The 14,400-nt window shown below is 72.8% G+C and carries 15 protein-coding genes; 12 read left to right on the plus strand and 3 right to left on the minus strand.

The annotated features are described in order from the left end of the window. Nucleotides 1-45: 45 nt before the first annotated feature. A complete protein-coding gene (locus tag ABT299_RS32770) occupies nt 46-687 on the plus strand; it encodes an SDR family NAD(P)-dependent oxidoreductase (RefSeq protein WP_500253097.1) in 642 nt (213 codons plus the stop codon). 1 nt (nt 688) lies between these two features. Here the strand turns inward: ABT299_RS32770 and ABT299_RS32775 are convergent, their stop codons facing one another. Then, nucleotides 689-1,396 (minus strand): SDR family NAD(P)-dependent oxidoreductase, encoded by a 708-nt coding sequence (locus ABT299_RS32775; RefSeq protein WP_500253098.1) that lies wholly within the window; start codon nt 1,394-1,396, stop codon nt 689-691. A 102-nt stretch (nt 1,397-1,498) separates the two neighbouring features. Between ABT299_RS32775 and ABT299_RS32780 the strand changes: the two genes are divergently transcribed. Further along, a complete protein-coding gene (locus ABT299_RS32780) occupies nt 1,499-2,338 on the plus strand; it encodes a helix-turn-helix transcriptional regulator (RefSeq protein WP_500253099.1) in 840 nt (279 codons plus the stop codon). On the opposite strand, the gene ABT299_RS32785 is transcribed toward ABT299_RS32780, so the two are convergent. Continuing rightward, nucleotides 2,335-3,207, minus strand: a complete 873-nt coding sequence (locus ABT299_RS32785; protein ID WP_387030875.1) for a phosphatase PAP2 family protein — start codon at nt 3,205-3,207, stop codon at nt 2,335-2,337. The genes ABT299_RS32780 and ABT299_RS32785 overlap by 4 nt on opposite strands. 524 nt (nt 3,208-3,731) lie before the next feature. Here ABT299_RS32785 and ABT299_RS32790 point away from each other — a divergent pair. From ABT299_RS32790 to ABT299_RS32835, 10 genes are all read left to right on the plus strand, one after another. Continuing rightward, entirely contained in the window at nt 3,732-5,258 is a 1,527-nt protein-coding gene (locus ABT299_RS32790; RefSeq protein WP_500253100.1) for an ABC transporter substrate-binding protein, read from the plus strand. 28 nt (nt 5,259-5,286) lie between these two features. Then, on the plus strand, nt 5,287-5,952 hold the full coding sequence (locus ABT299_RS32795) for a TetR/AcrR family transcriptional regulator (RefSeq protein ID WP_500253101.1): 666 nt from the start codon (nt 5,287-5,289) through the stop codon (nt 5,950-5,952). Further along, the gene (locus tag ABT299_RS32800) at nt 5,946-6,887 is read left to right on the plus strand and encodes an ABC transporter permease (RefSeq protein WP_500253102.1); all 942 of its coding nucleotides are present in this window, start codon (nt 5,946-5,948) and stop codon (nt 6,885-6,887) included. Before ABT299_RS32795 ends, ABT299_RS32800 begins: the two co-directional genes overlap by 7 nt. Next, complete coding sequence (locus ABT299_RS32805; RefSeq protein ID WP_500253103.1) at nt 6,884-8,707, plus strand: dipeptide/oligopeptide/nickel ABC transporter permease/ATP-binding protein; 1,824 nt, start codon at nt 6,884-6,886, stop codon at nt 8,705-8,707. The genes ABT299_RS32800 and ABT299_RS32805 overlap by 4 nt, the downstream gene beginning before the upstream one ends. After that, nucleotides 8,704-9,549 carry an ATP-binding cassette domain-containing protein gene (locus ABT299_RS32810; RefSeq protein ID WP_500253104.1) on the plus strand — a complete coding sequence of 282 codons (846 nt, stop codon included), beginning with the start codon at nt 8,704-8,706 and terminating at the stop codon, nt 9,547-9,549. The genes ABT299_RS32805 and ABT299_RS32810 overlap by 4 nt, the downstream gene beginning before the upstream one ends. Nucleotides 9,550-9,594: 45 nt before the next feature. Next, on the plus strand, nt 9,595-10,068 hold the full coding sequence (locus tag ABT299_RS32815; protein WP_387030864.1) for a nuclear transport factor 2 family protein: 474 nt from the start codon (nt 9,595-9,597) through the stop codon (nt 10,066-10,068). 108 nt (nt 10,069-10,176) lie between these two features. After that, the gene (locus tag ABT299_RS32820; RefSeq protein WP_500253105.1) at nt 10,177-11,385 is read left to right on the plus strand and encodes a hypothetical protein; all 1,209 of its coding nucleotides are present in this window, start codon (nt 10,177-10,179) and stop codon (nt 11,383-11,385) included. Further along, complete coding sequence (locus ABT299_RS32825) at nt 11,385-12,170, plus strand: SDR family oxidoreductase (protein WP_500253106.1); 786 nt, start codon at nt 11,385-11,387, stop codon at nt 12,168-12,170. Before ABT299_RS32820 ends, ABT299_RS32825 begins: the two co-directional genes overlap by 1 nt. A 29-nt stretch (nt 12,171-12,199) precedes the next feature. Beyond that, nucleotides 12,200-13,360: a sulfotransferase family protein gene (locus ABT299_RS32830; protein ID WP_500253107.1), complete on the plus strand. Its 1,161-nt coding sequence runs from the start codon at nt 12,200-12,202 to the stop codon at nt 13,358-13,360. Between the two features lie 127 nt (nt 13,361-13,487). Further along, nucleotides 13,488-13,943, plus strand: a complete 456-nt coding sequence (locus ABT299_RS32835) for a tellurite resistance TerB family protein (protein ID WP_190866965.1) — start codon at nt 13,488-13,490, stop codon at nt 13,941-13,943. A 21-nt stretch (nt 13,944-13,964) separates the two neighbouring features. Here ABT299_RS32835 and ABT299_RS32840 read toward each other — a convergent pair whose 3' ends face one another. After that, nucleotides 13,965-14,351: a nuclear transport factor 2 family protein gene (locus tag ABT299_RS32840; RefSeq protein WP_190866963.1), complete on the minus strand. Its 387-nt coding sequence runs from the start codon at nt 14,349-14,351 to the stop codon at nt 13,965-13,967. Between the last annotated feature and the right edge of the window lie 49 nt (nt 14,352-14,400).

Consider the following 14,400-nt stretch of genomic DNA (forward strand, 5'->3'; position numbering starts at 1 on the left):
CACCGGTGTGAGGCCCTAGCGTCGCGGCCGACGAAGGGAGACGACATGCCGGGAGCAGTGGTCATCGGGGCGGGGCCGGGGATCGGCGCGGCCGTCGCGCGGCGGTTCGCCCGCGAGGGGATGCCGATCGCCCTCATAGGACGCAACCCAGAGAAGCTCGCCGAGATCCAGGAGGCGAAGGAGCCCGTCCTCAAGCTGGCCGCCGACGCCGCCGACGAGGCGGCGCTGCGCGGCGCGCTGGACGCGGCGTCGGCCGAGTTCGGCGTCCCGGACGCCGTGGTCTACAACGCGGCGCTCGTCCGCCCGGACCGGATCGGCGAGCTGTCCGCCCGCGCGCAGCTGGACGCCTGGGCGGTCAACGTCGGCGGGGCGCTGACGGCCGCCGCCCGCGTCGCGCCGGACATGGCGCGGCGCGGGAGCGGCACGTTCATCGTCACCGGCGGCATGCCGGAGCCGAAGCCGGAGTACGTCGGCCTCTCGCTCGGCAAGGCCGGGGTGCGGACGCTGGTGACCCTGCTCGACCAGGAGTACGGGCCGTCCGGCGTCCACGCGGCGAGCGTGACCGTGGACGGCCCCGTCGCCCCGGGGACGTTCTTCGACCCCGACCGCATCGCCGAGCACTACTGGCGCCTGCACGTCCAGCCGCGCGGCGAGTGGCAGCGCGAGATCGTCCACACCCCCGGGTAGGTCACCAGGGGAGGCGGCCTTCGGCGTCGAAGTAGCCGCCGGTCGGGCCGTCCGGGGCGACCCGCGCCATCCGGACGATGATCTCGGCGCCCTCCTCGACGGTCTGCGTGCCGGTGCGGCCGTTCAGGTCCGTCGCGGTGAACCCGGGCTCGACCGCGTTGATCCGCATCTCCGGGAACGCCTTCGCGAACTGCACGGTCACCATGTTGACCGCCGCCTTGGACGCCGGGTACGCGACGCCCGGGTAGGCGTACGCGGGCGAGGCCGGGTCGCCGACCCCCGCCAGCGAGGCGAGCCCGCTGGACACGTTCACGATGACCGGCGCCTCCGACCGGCGCAGCAGCGGCAGGAACGCGTGCGTGACGCGGACCACGCCGAACACGTTGGTCTCGAAGACCGTCCGCATCTGGTCGGCGGTGACGTCGGCGGCGCCGGGCACGCCGTTGTCGGGCAGCCGGGCCTCGATCCCGGCGTTGTTGACCAGCACGTCGAGGCCGCCGTCGGCCTCGATGGTCTTCGCGGCGGCCTCGACGGACGCGTCGTCGGTGACGTCGAGGACGACCGCCCGCGCGCCCAGCTCGGCGGCGGCGCGGCGGCCGCGCTCGGCGTCGCGGCTGCCGATGTAGACGGTGTGGCCCGCGGCGATGAGCCGCCGTGCGGTCTCGTGGCCCAGGCCCTTGTTCGCTCCGGTGATCAGTGTCGTCGTCATGTCTCCAGCCTGCGGCGGGACGGGGCGGGCAGCCAGTCGTCCCGTCTTCCTGGGAACGGCGGTACCAGGCAGGCCCCCGGCGCGAGCGGGCAGACTGGGGGCATGGCACCGGGGAAGTTCGGCAGGACGCTGCACCGCTGGCGCGACCGGGTCCCCCCGGAGGCGGCGGGGCTGCCCGCGGGCGGGCACCGGCGCACCGCCGGGCTGCGCCGCGAGGAGCTGGCCCAGCTCGCCGGGATCTCCGTCGACTACGTCACCCGGCTGGAGCAGGGCCGCGCGTCCAACCCGTCGCCGCAGGTCGTCGAGGCGCTGGCCCGCGCGCTGCGGCTCTCGGCGGACGAGCGCGAGCACATGTTCCACCTCGCCGGGCTGGTGCCGCCCGGCCCGGACGCGGTGCCCGCGTACATCACGCCGAGCGTCCAGCGGCTGCTGGACCGGCTGTCCGGGACGCCCGTCGCGGTCTACGACGCGGCGTGGACGCTGCTGCTCGCCAACCCGATGTACACGGCGCTGATGGGCGACACGTCCGGCTGGCGGGGGATCGAGCGGAACGGCGTGTGGCGCAACTTCCTCGGGCCGGAGAACCGCGTCCGGTACACGCCGGAGGAGCGGCGCGCGTTCCTGGCGGCACTGGCCGGGGACCTGCGCGACGCCGCCGGCCGCTACCACGCCGACCTGGGGCTCCAGCGGCTGATCGCGGAGCTGCACGCCAAGAGCCCGCTGTTCGCCGAGCTGTGGGACACCGGGACGGTCGGCCGGCACGAGGCGTCCCGCAAGACCATCGACCACCCGCGGGTGGGGGCGCTCACGCTGGACTGCGACGTGCTGACGGTGCGCGGCCCCGACCTGCGCATCATGATCTACACGGCGGAGCCCGGCACCGAGGACGCGGACCGGCTGGCGCTCCTCGCGGTCCTCGGCACCCAGTCCCTCACGGGCTAGCCGGCGTCCGCCACGGGCCGGCCGGCTTCCAGCGCGCCCGCGCTCGCCGCCGGTTCGGCGGGGACGGGGGCCTCGCCGTCCGCCTCGCCGGGCTTTGCGTCCACGACGTCCGTGACGCCGACGACGTCCGCGACGTCCGCGGGGTCGGGCACGTCCGCGGGTGCGGGGTCGGGGACGGGCGCGGGGCGGTTGCGCTTGATCAGCTGGCCGGCCGCGTAGGTCGTCCCGTTGCCCGCCCAGACCAGGCCGGTCCCGAAGAGGGCCGCCATGGACACCGCCACGCCCGCGATCACGTCCAGCACGTAGTGGTTGGCGGTCACCACGACGACGATCGCGGTGACGATCGGGTGCAGCACGGCGATCCAGCGCACGCGGTGGCGCGGCAGCAGCGCCATGATGACGACCGCGACCCACACCGCCCATCCCATGTGCAGGGACGGCATGGCGGCGAACTGGTCGGCCTCGACGCCGCCGGGGCTGTGGACGGTCCCGAAGCCGGCCATCGCCACCGAGTCGACGAACCCCTCGTCCGGCAGCAGCCGGGGCGGCATCACCGGCAGGACGAAGAACACGACCAGCCCGGCGAGGTTGGTCAGGACGAGGGCGTTGCGCGCGGGCCGGTAGACGCCGGGCCCGGCGAGGTAGCACAGCAGCAGGATGCCCATCGTGAAGCCGGTGTGCATGTGCTGGTAGATCCAGACGGCGACCTCGGACAGATCGTGATGCCGCGTCAACCAGTGGTTGGTGCGGAGTTCGAGATCGAGGCCGAGGTGCTTCTCTATGCTCAGGACGTCCCGGCCATGGGAGAGCGCCGGGCCGTAGCGCGTGTCGGCCAGCGACCGGATGTAGCCGTAGACCTGGAGCAGCACGAAGACGATCGCCAGCTCGCCGATCAGCCATGGCCGCTTGCGGCGCGGCCGGCGGACGTCGGTGTCGTGGCCGGTGCGGCGCCCCTCGGGGCGCAGGAGTAGCGCGCGGACGGCTCAGCCCTCTTTTCCCCACGACGGCCCGGCGGGACCCTGCGCGAGCCGCTCAACGGCCGACCGTACATCCCTCACGCCCCCTGTGGCACACCGGGGGCCGATCTTGTGCTCGGTCATGGCCTTCCCCGGGCCGGTCGGCTGACGGCCCGGGACGCGTCGGCGGGCGCCCACGCCCAGGTCAAAGAGGGTAAAGCACGCTCGACGGACACGAGTACGGCCGGTGTCGGCCGCCGGTCGCGCCGGCGGCGGGTCAAAACCGTATAACGATCGGTTTTCTCGCTCGGAAGCATTGACGCGCAGAAACCGATCAGATTACGGTTTTCGCCAATCGACGGACCGCCGTCCCCGCTGCGGCGCCGTCCCGGACGTCCGCCGGCGACGCTGGTCCCGGCCCTCCAGACGGAGAGATCATGACGAGGTACTCCACCCGGATCGCGGCCTCGGCGGCCTGCGCCGCGGCCGCGCTGGTGCTGACGGGCTGCGGAGGCGGCGGCTCGGCGAGCGGCGGCGCCGCCGAGCTCGACGTCGCGACGCTGACCAACGCGCAGAGTCTGGACCCGGCCGACGCCATCGGCAGCGCGCTGCCCTTCTTCCAGGCGACGTACGACACGCTGATCAAGCGGGACGCCGACGGCTCGTACAAGCCGATGCTCGCCACGCAGTGGTCCTACGACAAGGACCGCACCCACCTGTCGCTCACCCTGCGCACCGGCGTGAAGTTCACCGACGGGACGGCCTTCGACGCCGCCGCCGTCAAGGCGAACCTGGACCACTTCAAGAACGGCGGCGGGGGCGGCGCCAAGTACGCGAAGTCGGTGAAGGACGTCAAGGTCGTCGACCCGGCGCACGCCGTGCTGGAGCTGTCCGAGCCCGACCCGGGCCTGCTGTTCTACCTCAGCGACGCCGCCGGGCTCATGGCCAGCCCCGCCAAGCTCAAGGACGGGAGCCTGAAGACCGCCCCGGTCGGCACCGGCCCCTACGTCCTGGACAAGTCCAAGACCGCGGTCGGGACCAAGTACGTCTACGACCGCCGCGACGACTACTGGGGCGAGAAGGCGAAGTTCACGACGCTGACGATCAGCGTCTTCGACAACGAGACCGCGGTCGTCAACGGGCTGAAGACCGGGCAGATCGACACCGCGGTCCTCCAGGACGCGGGGCAGCAGCAGGCCGTGGCGTCCGACGGGCGGCTGACCAGGACCCCGTTCGCCTTCGACTTCCAGGGCCTGCTGCTGTTCGACCGGAACGGCGTCCGCACCCCGGCGCTGAAGAAGCCCGAGGTGCGCCAGGCGATCAACTACGCGCTCGACCGGAAGACGATGCTGGACAAGATTCGGCAGGGCCGCGGCGAGGTCACCGACCAGGTGTTCGGGCCCGGGACCAAGGGCTACGACCCGAGCCTCGACGCCTACTACCCGCACGACCCCGCCAAGGCCAAGCGGCTCCTCGCCCAGGCCGGGTACGGGAGCGGGTTCACGCTGAAGCTGCCGCGCGTGCCGTCGATGGGCGACGCGCTGGCCTCCTCGATCCAGACCGACCTCGGCGCGGTCGGCATCAAGGTCGCCTGGGACCAGATGGACGCCGCGGGCGCCGTGCAGAAGGTGTACCGCGACCGCGCCTACTCGGCGATGGTGATGAACATCGGGCAGTCGGACGTCGACTGGCTGACCGACCAGGACCTCGTGACGCCCGGGGCGTTCAACATGTTCGGCACCACCGACCCGACCGTGCGGCGGCTGCTCGGGCAGGTGCAGGCCGGCGACGACGCCGCGGCCGCCGCCGCGTCCAAGGAGCTGAACGAGCACCTGGTCGAGCAGGCGTGGTTCGCGCCCTTCTACCGGATGAAGTACCTGCTCGTCGCCGGGGACGGCGTCAAGGCGGTGCCGCAGTCGGGCATGGGCGTCCCGTCGGTCTACGACTACGCGCCCGCGTCCTGACGCGGCGCAAGCGCGAGCCGACACCGCCATGGCGAGACGGGGGCCGTACGAGAAGGGCCAGGCCAAGCGCAAGGAGATCCTCCTGGCCGCGCTGGAGGTCTTCGCGGCGGAGGGGTACCGGGGGACCTCCCTGCGCAAGGTCGCGGACCGGTGCGGCCTCAGCCTGCCCGGCCTGATGCACTACTTCGAGTCCAAGGAGGACCTCTTGGCGCAGGTGCTCCGGATGCGCGACGAGACGGCCCGCCTCCGGCATCCGGACCACACCCCGGAGACCTACCGGCGGATCGTCCGGGAGGGGACGTCCACGCCCGGGCTCGTGGAGCTGTTCGTGTCGATGGCGGCGGCGGCCGGCGACCCGCGGCATCCCGCGCACGGCCACTTCGCGGAGCGGTACCCGCTGATCCGCGGCCAGGTCGCCGCGTTCCTGCGCGCCCGCATGGACGAGGGGCGGATGCGCTCGGACGTCCCGCCCGACCGGCTCGCGGCGCTGTTCGTCGCGGTCGCCGACGGCGTCCAGATGCAGTGGCTCGTGGACCGCTCGATGGACATGGAGCAGCCGATCGCCGACGTGATGCGGCTCCTCGCGCCCCCGGACGCGGTCGCGGTCCCGGCCGCCGACGCGGCCGGGGCGGCCCACGCCGGGGACGGGGCCGGGGCCGAGGACGGGGACGGAGAAGGAGGAGGCCGATGCTGAGGTTCGTCGTGCGGAGGCTGGCCGGGGGAGCGGTGCTCCTGTTCGTCATCTCCCTGCTGTCGTACCTGCTGCTGTCGATCCCGGACAACGACGTCGGGCGGCAGCTGCTCGGGCAGAGCGCGGACCAGGCGGCGGTCGACGCGAAGAACGCCGCGCTCGGCCTCGACCGGCCCGTGCCCGTCCAGTACGCCGACTGGCTGTCGCACGCCGTCCGCGGCGACCTCGGCGCGTCCTGGTTCACCAGCGAGGACGTCACGCAGGCGATCGCCAACCGGCTGCCGGTGACCGTCAGCCTGATGGTGGGCGTCACGCTCGTCACCGCCGTCGTGTCGTTCCTGCTGGGCGTGTGGGCCGGGGTGCGGCGCGGCGCCGTCGACCGGTTCGTGCAGGTGCTCGGCGTCGCCGGGTACGCGCTGCCGGGCTTCCTGGTGACGCTCGTCCTCGTGCTGGTGTTCGCGGTGAAGCTGGACTGGTTCCCCGCGATCGGCTACACCCCGTTCGCCGAGTCGCCCGGCGGCTGGCTGTCCACGATCACGCTGCCGGTGGCGTCGCTGTCGATCGCGTCCGTCGCGGGCGTCTCGCAGCAGGTGCGCGGCGCCGTCATCGACGTCCTGCGCCAGGACTACGTCCGGACGCTGCGCGCCCGCGGCCTGTCCGCGCCGCGGATCGTGTTCAAGCACGTGCTGCGCAACGCGTCCGCGCCGGCGCTGGTGCTGCTCGGCATGCAGTTCGTCGGGCTGCTCGGCGGCGCGGTGCTGGTCGAGCAGATCTTCGGGCTGCCCGGCATCGGCGGCATGACCGTCACCTACACCTCGCGCGGCGACATCCCGGTGGTCATGGCGCTCGTCATGCTCACCGTCGTCGGCGTCGTCCTGATCAACCTGGTCACCGACGTGCTGATCGGCTGGCTGAACCCGAAGGCGAGGCGGTCATGACCGAGGGCGTGACCGGGGGAGTGACCACCGGTGTGACCGAGGGCGTGACCGAGGGGGCGACCGAGGGCGTCCGCCGCCGGGGCGCGTTCGGCCGGCTGGTCCGCAACCCGCTCGGCGCAGCGTCGCTGCTGCTGCTGGCGCTGCTCGTGGTGGCCGCGGTGCTGGCGCCGCTGCTCGCGCCGCAGGGCCCGCAGGCCGCGTCGCTCGCCCACGCCTTCGACGGGCCGAGCGGCGGGCACCCGCTCGGGATGGACTCCGCGGGCCGCGACATCCTGTCCCGCCTGCTGTACGGCGGTCGCGGCACGCTCGGCGGCGCGGTCGTCAGCGTGGCGATCGCGCTGGTGCTCGGCGTCCCCGCGGGCCTGTACGCGGGGTACCGCGGAGGCGGGTTCGACGCCGCCGCGAGCTGGACGGCCGACCTGGTGATGGCGCTGCCCGCGATGGTGGTGCTGCTCGCGTCCCGCGCCGTCCTCGGCTCGAACGTGTGGGTCCTGATGGTCGTCCTCGGGTTCCTCGTCGCGCCGTCGTTCTTCCGGCTGGTGCGCGGCATCGTCGCCGACGTGCGCGGCGAACCGTACGTGGACGCGGCGCGGGTGTCCGGGCTGTCCGACCTCCGGATCGTCGCCCGGCACGTGCTGATCGTGGTGCGCGGGCCCGTCATCATCCAGATCGCACTGGTCGCGGGGCTGGCCATCGGCCTGCAGGCGGGCCTGGAGTTCCTCGGCGTCGGCAGCGGCTCCGCCGCGACCTGGGGCGCGATGCTGAACGAGGCGTTCCAGAACATCCAGCGCGCCCCGATGCTGCTGCTGTGGCCGGGCCTCGCCCTCGGCGTGACGACCGGCGCCCTGGTCCTGCTGGCCACCGCGCTGCGGGACGCGTTGGAGGACCGCACCGGCACGCCGCCCGCCCGGCGCCGCCGCCGTGCCGCCGCAGCCCCGGCTCCGGTCGAGGCCCCGGCGGGGGACGTCCCCGGGGACGACCGCGCCGATCTGCTGTCGATCCGCGGGCTGGCCGTCGCCTACGCGCGTCCCGACGGCTCCGAGGCCGAGGTCGTCCACGGCATCGACCTGGACGTCCGGCCGGGCGAGATCGTCGGGCTGGTCGGCGAGTCCGGGTCCGGGAAGACGCAGACCGCGTTCTCGGTGCTCGGGATCCTGCCGGACGGCGGGCGGGTCACCCGCGGCAGCGTGATCGTCGCAGGCCAGGAGGTCGCCGGGCTGTCCGAGCGGCGGCACCGCAGGCTGCGCGGGACGACCGTCGCGTACGTCCCGCAGGAGCCGATGAGCAACCTCGACCCGGCGTTCACCATCGGCAGCCAGCTCACCGAGCCGATGCGGCACGTCATGGGCCTGTCCCGCAGGCAGGCCGCCGAGCGCGCCCTCGACCTGCTCCGCATGGTCGAGATCCCCGAGCCCGAGCGGGTGCTGCGCCGCTTCCCGCACCAGATCTCCGGCGGGATGGCGCAGCGGGTGCTCATCGCCGGGGCGATGTCCTGCGACCCGGCGCTGCTCGTCGCCGACGAGCCCACCACCGCGCTGGACGTCCGCGTCCAGGCCGACGTCCTGGACCTGCTGCGCCGCCTCCAGGCCGAGCGCGGCCTCGGCGTCCTGCTCGTCACCCATGACCTCGGCGTCGTCGCCGACCTCTGCGACCGCGTCGCGGTGATGAACGGCGGGCGGATCGTCGAGACCGGCCCCACCGACCGGGTCCTGCGGGACCCGCGCGACCCCTACACCCGCAGGCTGCTGGACGCCGTGCTGGACGACGCGCCCCCGCGCCCGCCCTGGCGGCCCGTCGAAGCGAGGAGCGAGACCGCGTGAGCACCACCGCGTCACCTACTGGCCCGCTGCTGTCGCTGCGCGACGTGCGCGTGTCCTTCCCGGGCGGGCGGCGGCGCGCCCGCACCGAGGTGCTGAAGGGCGTCGACCTGGACGTCCGGCCCGCCGAGACGCTCGGCCTCGTCGGCGAGTCCGGCTCGGGGAAGACGACGATCGGCCGGGCGATCCTCGGCCTCGTCCCGGTCGCGTCCGGCACGGTCGTCTTCGACGGGGAGCGCATCGACACCGCGACCGCCGCCCGCCGCCGCGCGCTCAGCCGCGACCTCCAGGTGATCTTCCAGGACCCGTACACGTCGCTGAACCCGTCGCTGACGATCGGCGACACCCTCGCCGAGCCGCTCATCGCGCAGGGCGGCGACGCGCGCGGCACCCGCGCCCGCATCGCCGCGCTGCTCGACCGCGTCCACCTGCCCGCCGGCGCCGCGCACCGGCTCCCGCGCGAGTTCTCCGGCGGGCAGCGGCAGCGGATCGCCATCGCCCGCGCGCTCGCGCTGCGGCCGCGGCTGATCGTCTGCGACGAGCCCGTGTCCGCGCTCGACCTCACGACCCGGCGCACCATCCTCGACCTGCTGCTGGAGATCCAGGAGGAGACCGCCGTCGCCTACCTGTTCGTCTCGCACGACCTGTCGGTGGTGCGCTCCATGAGCCACCGCGTCGCGGTGATCCACCGCGGCCGGATCGTCGAGACGGGCGAGTCCGCACAGGTCACCGCGGCCCACGAGCACCCGTACACCCGCACGCTCCTGCTCTCGGCCCCGGTCGCCGACGTGGCGGAGCAGCGCCGCCGGCGCGCGGCGCGGGCCGCCGCGTCCGGGGATTTTTAGAACGTGTTCTTGTCTTGCGCGGGCGGACCGGTCAGGCTGTCTCGCATGGACCTGGAAGCCCTGGAAGAGATCCGCCGGCTCAAGCACCGCTACCTGCGCTGCGTCGACCTCAAGCAGTGGGACGAGTTCGCCGGGCTGTTCCTCCCCGGCGCCGTCGCCGAGTACGACGCCCCCGTGCTCCGCAAGACCCTCCGCCTGGAGGGGCGGGACGCGATCGTCGAGTACATGCGCGGCAACCTGGGCGACGACAAGATCAGCGCGCACACCGCGGGCGCCCCGGAGATCGACATCGACGGCGACCGGGCGACCGGCGTCTGGTCCCTCGACGACACGATCATCATCCCGGAGCACCGGCTGCTCATCCGGGGCGCCGCGTTCTACCGCGACGTCTACCGGCGCGGCGAGGACGGCCGCTGGCTGGTGGAGAGGACCGGGCACAAGCGGACGTACGAGTACATGGTGTCGCTCGACGACGTCCCGAGCCTGAAGTTCACCACGCCGGTGCCCGGCTCCCGGTGATCGGGACCCGTTCGTTGACCCGCACATAGAACGCGTTCTACCGTCCGGTCCGATGCGCGCGAGCAGCGCCCCGCGCACGCGCCGATCCCGCGTCCCCAGGAGAGCCCGGTGGCCACCGACGCAACAGACCGTTCCGACGCCGCGACGCGCCCGTTCGCCGACGCGATCGTCGAGGCCGAGCAGATCATCCGCAACGCGCCGTTCGTCAAGACGGACCAGGACCTCGCCGAGGGCCTGGACTACCTCGCCGGCAGCATCAAGGCGTCGCTGCACATGGTCGGCGCCTACCAGCACGACCACCCGTACTTCGCCTCGTCCACCGGCCCCTACACCAAGCTGGGCCTGGACAACCCGGACACGCTGTACTTCCACGCCTACCTCAGGGACGACGCCGAGTACGTCGTCACCGGCCGCCGCGGCACCACCGCCGACCTCAGCTTCCAGATCATGAACGGCGACTACTCGCCGACGCAGTCGCCCGACAGCCTCACCGCGTTCGACGACCGCAAGCTGACGATCGGCGAGGACGGGAGCTTCCGGGTGCGGTTCGGCCCGCCGAAGGACGGCGAGGGGGACGACTACGTCGCGCTCGCGCCCGGCTCGGCGATGCTGATCGTCCGCGAGGTGTTCTCCGACTGGGACAACGACCGGCCCGGCGAGATCCGCATCCACCGCGCCGACACCCTCGGGACGTCCCCGGAGCCCGTCCCGTCGTCCAAGATGGCGCGGCGGTACGCGGTGGCCGGGAAGATGCTGGTGTCCCGGATCAAGACCTTCCTGGCGTTCCCGGAGTGGCACTACCTGAAGCTGCCGGTCAACACGCTGACCGAACCGCGCGCGACGCCCGGTGGCCTCGCGACGCAGTTCTCGTCCGTCGGGCACTACGACCTGGCCGACGACGAGGTCATGGTCATCACCGCGCCCGCCGCCGACCCGTCCGTGGCGCCGTACATGGGCTTCCAGCTCGGCAGCATGTGGTACATCTCGCTCGACTACATCAACCACCAGACGAGCCTCACCCGCGACCAGGCCCGCGTGGACCCGGACGGCAAGATCCGCTACGTGGTCAGCGAGCGCGACCCCGGCCTCGCCAACTGGATCGAGCGGACCGGCCACAGCCGCGGCTACCTGCAGTTCCGCTGGCAGCGGCTCACCCGCGACCTCACCCCCGCCGACGGCCCGACCGCCGAGATCGTCAAGTTCGACGAGCTGCCGCGCGTCCTGCCGCACTACGAGGCCCAGCGCGTCACCCCGGGGGAGTGGAAGGAACGGATCGCGGCCCGCCAGGTCGCCGTGGCGCGGAGGATGCTCGGCTGATGGGTTCCGAACTGCTCAAGGACAAGGTCGTCGTCGTGTCGGGCGTCGGCCCCGGGCTCGGCCGCGGCCTCGCGCTCCAGTGCGCCAAGGCCGGCGCCGACGTCGTCCTCGCCGCGCGCAACGAGACCCGGCTCGCCGAGGTCGCCAAGGAGGTCGAGGACCTCGGCCGCCGCGCCGTCACCGTCCCGACCGACATCAACGACGCCGCGGCGTGCGAACGGCTCGCCGAGACCGCCGTCGCGTCGTTCGGACGGGTCGACGGCCTCGTCAACAACGCGTTCGCGACGCCGCCGCTGCGGGACCTGATGAAGGTCGACATCGACGCGGTGCGCGCCGGGTTCGAGACGAACGTGCTCGCCGCGCTGCGCCTGACGAAGCTGCTCGTCCCCGCCCTGGAGGAGCGCGGCGGCTCCGTCGTGATGATCAACTCGGCGGTGCTGCGGCACTCGCGGCGCACCTTCGGCGCCTACAAGATGGCGAAGGCCGCGCTGCTGGCGATGACGCAGAACCTGTCCACCGAGCTCGGGCCGCGCGGCATCCGCGTCAACACCATCGCGCCCGGCTACATCTGGGCCGACAACCTCCAGTGGTATTTCAACCACCTCGCCGAGAAGCGCGGCGTCCCGACGCAGCAGGTGTACGACGAGAACGCCGCCACCACCGACCTGCGGAAACTCCCGGAACCGGATGAGGTCGCCGACGCCGTCGTGTTCATGCTGTCGCCGCTGGCGCGCGCGGTCACCGGGCAATGCCTGGACGTCAACTCCGGCGAGTGGCACCACTAGGAAGGCGCCCTGTTGAGGAAGGCACAGCGATGAGCGCAGGCCGCGACAGCGTGGGGACCGTCGAGGACCTCCACGCGTCCGCGAGCAAGGTCACCGGCATGACGGAGTTCGGTGACGACGACTACCTCGGCGGGCTGGAGGTCCTGCTCGACTCGCTGGCGAAGGACGCCGGCCTCACCCCGGCCGGGAACAAGGCGCAGCGCGCGATGCTGCGCGGCGCCCTCGCCGCCCGGCAGTTCTCCGAGGCCGCCTGGAAGAAGCACCCCGGGTACGCGGACGTGCCGATCGAGCGGCCGATCTTCGTCACCGGCCTGCCCCGCACCGGCACGACGGCGCTGCACCGGCTGCTCACCGCCGACCCCGCCCACCAGGGCCTCGACCTGTGGCTCGCGGAGATCCCGCAGCCGCGCCCGCCCCGCGAGACCTGGGCGGACGACCCGCTCTACCAGGCGATCGACGCCGCGTACCGCAAGCACCACGTCGAGAACCCGGAGTTCATGGGCGTCCACTACATCTCGGCGGACTCCGTCGAGGAGTGCTGGCAGCTCCTCCGCCAGAACATGCTGTCGATCTCGTTCGAGTGCCTGGCGCACCTGCCGACGTACTCGTCCTGGCTCGCCGGGCAGGACTGGACGCCCGCCTACGCCCGGCACCGCCGCAACCTCCAGCTCATCGGCATGAACGACCCCGGCCGCCGCTGGGTGCTGAAGAACCCGAGCCACCTGTTCGCGCTCGACGCGCTGCTGGAGGTCTACCCGGACGCGCTGATCGTCCAGACGCACCGGACGCCGCGCACCGCCATGGCGTCCATGTGCAGCCTCGCCGCGCACGCCACCGCCGGCTGGTCGGACGTCTTCACCGGCGCGACGATCGGCCGGGACCAGCTCGACCTGTGGAGCCGCGGCCTGGAGGCGTTCCGCGCCGAGCGGGCCCGGCACGACCAGGCGCGGTTCGCGGACGTGCACTACGACGACTTCGTCCGCGACCCGATCGGCACGGTCGAGGGCGTCTACGCGCACTTCGGGCTGCCGTTCACCGGCGAGGCCCGGACGGCGATGGCGCGCCTGCACGGCGAGAGCACCACGAGCGCCGCGAAGCCCGCGCACCGCTACTCGCTGGAGGACTTCGGCCTGACCGCCGAAGAGGTGGACGAGCGGTTCGCCGACTACGTGAGCGGCCTGCGGGCCTGAGACGCCGCTTTCCGAGGGCGGGGCCGACGGCGGCCCCGCCCTCGTTCCGCGCCCGGGAACCTTCCCTCAATTACTACAGTTGTAGAAGAAGGTGCGGACCGTCCGCACGGCGATGGGAAGGGAAGCGATGGCTCTCTGGAACAGGCTCCGCGAGTCGACCCAGACGATGCAGACGCAGCTGCTCAACAAGAAGAACGAACTGACGAGCGGAGCGTTCCGCGACGCGAGCATGGCGATGTGCGCGCTGGTCGCGGCGGCCGACGGCGACGTGGACCCGGCCGAGCGGCAGCGCACCGCGTCGCTCATCATGGGCAACGAGGTGCTGCAGAACTTCCCCGCCGACGACCTGCAGCGCCGCTTCAACGACTACGTGGCCAAGCTCACCGCCGACTTCGACTTCGGCAAGGTCGCGGTCCTCCAGGACATCGGCAAGGTGAAGAAGAAGCCCGCCGAGGCCCGCGCCGTCATCCAGATCGGCATCGTCATCGGCGGCGCCGACGGCGACTTCGACGACGCGGAGAAGGCCGTCGTCCGCGAGGCGTGCTTCGCCGTCGGCCTGCCGCCCGCCGAGTTCGAGCTGTGACCGCCGGCCCCGCCCAGCGGGTCACCGGGCGGCGGCGGGCTCCCACCAGGTGAGGTTGGCCGCGGCGTGGGCGGTCGGCTCGATGATCTCCCACGCCTCGGCGATCAGCCCGCCGTCGACCCGCCAGATGTCGACGACCGCGATCTCCGGCCCGCCGTCCGGCAGCCGGCGCCGCGTGTGCAGCACCACGTGGTCCCCGTCGGCCAGCAGGTGCCGGATCTCGACCTGCATATCGGCGAGCGGGGTGAGCGCCGCCTGCACGTTGGCGAGCCATTCGGTCTTGGTCGAGGAGGTCGCGTCCGGCCTGTGGTGGATGAAGTCGTCGCTGAGCAGCGGCGCGAGCCCGGCGGTGCTGCCGGTCGCGATCAGTTCCGACAGTGCCCGCTGAACGGTGTCCTTGTTCGTCATGGCCGCAGTGTTTCCGCGGCGGCTGCGGATTGTCGATGAAATCCCATTT

It is taken from the genome of Spirillospora sp. NPDC000708, from assembly GCF_040299565.1.
In the GTDB taxonomy this organism is placed as follows: Bacteria; Actinomycetota; Actinomycetes; order Streptosporangiales; family Streptosporangiaceae; genus Spirillospora.

Coding starts and splice junctions, on each gene's coding strand:
- ABT299_RS32780 (WP_500253099.1), top strand. CDS start 1,499: ATGGCACCGGGGAAGTTCGGCAGGACGCTGCACCGCTGGCGCGACCGG.
- ABT299_RS32840 (WP_190866963.1), bottom strand. CDS start 14,351: ATGACGAACAAGGACACCGTTCAGCGGGCACTGTCGGAACTGATCGCG.
- ABT299_RS32830 (WP_500253107.1), top strand. CDS start 12,200: ATGAGCGCAGGCCGCGACAGCGTGGGGACCGTCGAGGACCTCCACGCG.
- ABT299_RS32775 (WP_500253098.1), bottom strand. CDS start 1,396: ATGACGACGACACTGATCACCGGAGCGAACAAGGGCCTGGGCCACGAG.
- ABT299_RS32790 (WP_500253100.1), top strand. CDS start 3,732: ATGACGAGGTACTCCACCCGGATCGCGGCCTCGGCGGCCTGCGCCGCG.
- ABT299_RS32795 (WP_500253101.1), top strand. CDS start 5,287: ATGGCGAGACGGGGGCCGTACGAGAAGGGCCAGGCCAAGCGCAAGGAG.
- ABT299_RS32800 (WP_500253102.1), top strand. CDS start 5,946: ATGCTGAGGTTCGTCGTGCGGAGGCTGGCCGGGGGAGCGGTGCTCCTG.
- ABT299_RS32825 (WP_500253106.1), top strand. CDS start 11,385: ATGGGTTCCGAACTGCTCAAGGACAAGGTCGTCGTCGTGTCGGGCGTC.
- ABT299_RS32835 (WP_190866965.1), top strand. CDS start 13,488: ATGGCTCTCTGGAACAGGCTCCGCGAGTCGACCCAGACGATGCAGACG.
- ABT299_RS32805 (WP_500253103.1), top strand. CDS start 6,884: ATGACCGAGGGCGTGACCGGGGGAGTGACCACCGGTGTGACCGAGGGC.
- ABT299_RS32770 (WP_500253097.1), top strand. CDS start 46: ATGCCGGGAGCAGTGGTCATCGGGGCGGGGCCGGGGATCGGCGCGGCC.
- ABT299_RS32815 (WP_387030864.1), top strand. CDS start 9,595: ATGGACCTGGAAGCCCTGGAAGAGATCCGCCGGCTCAAGCACCGCTAC.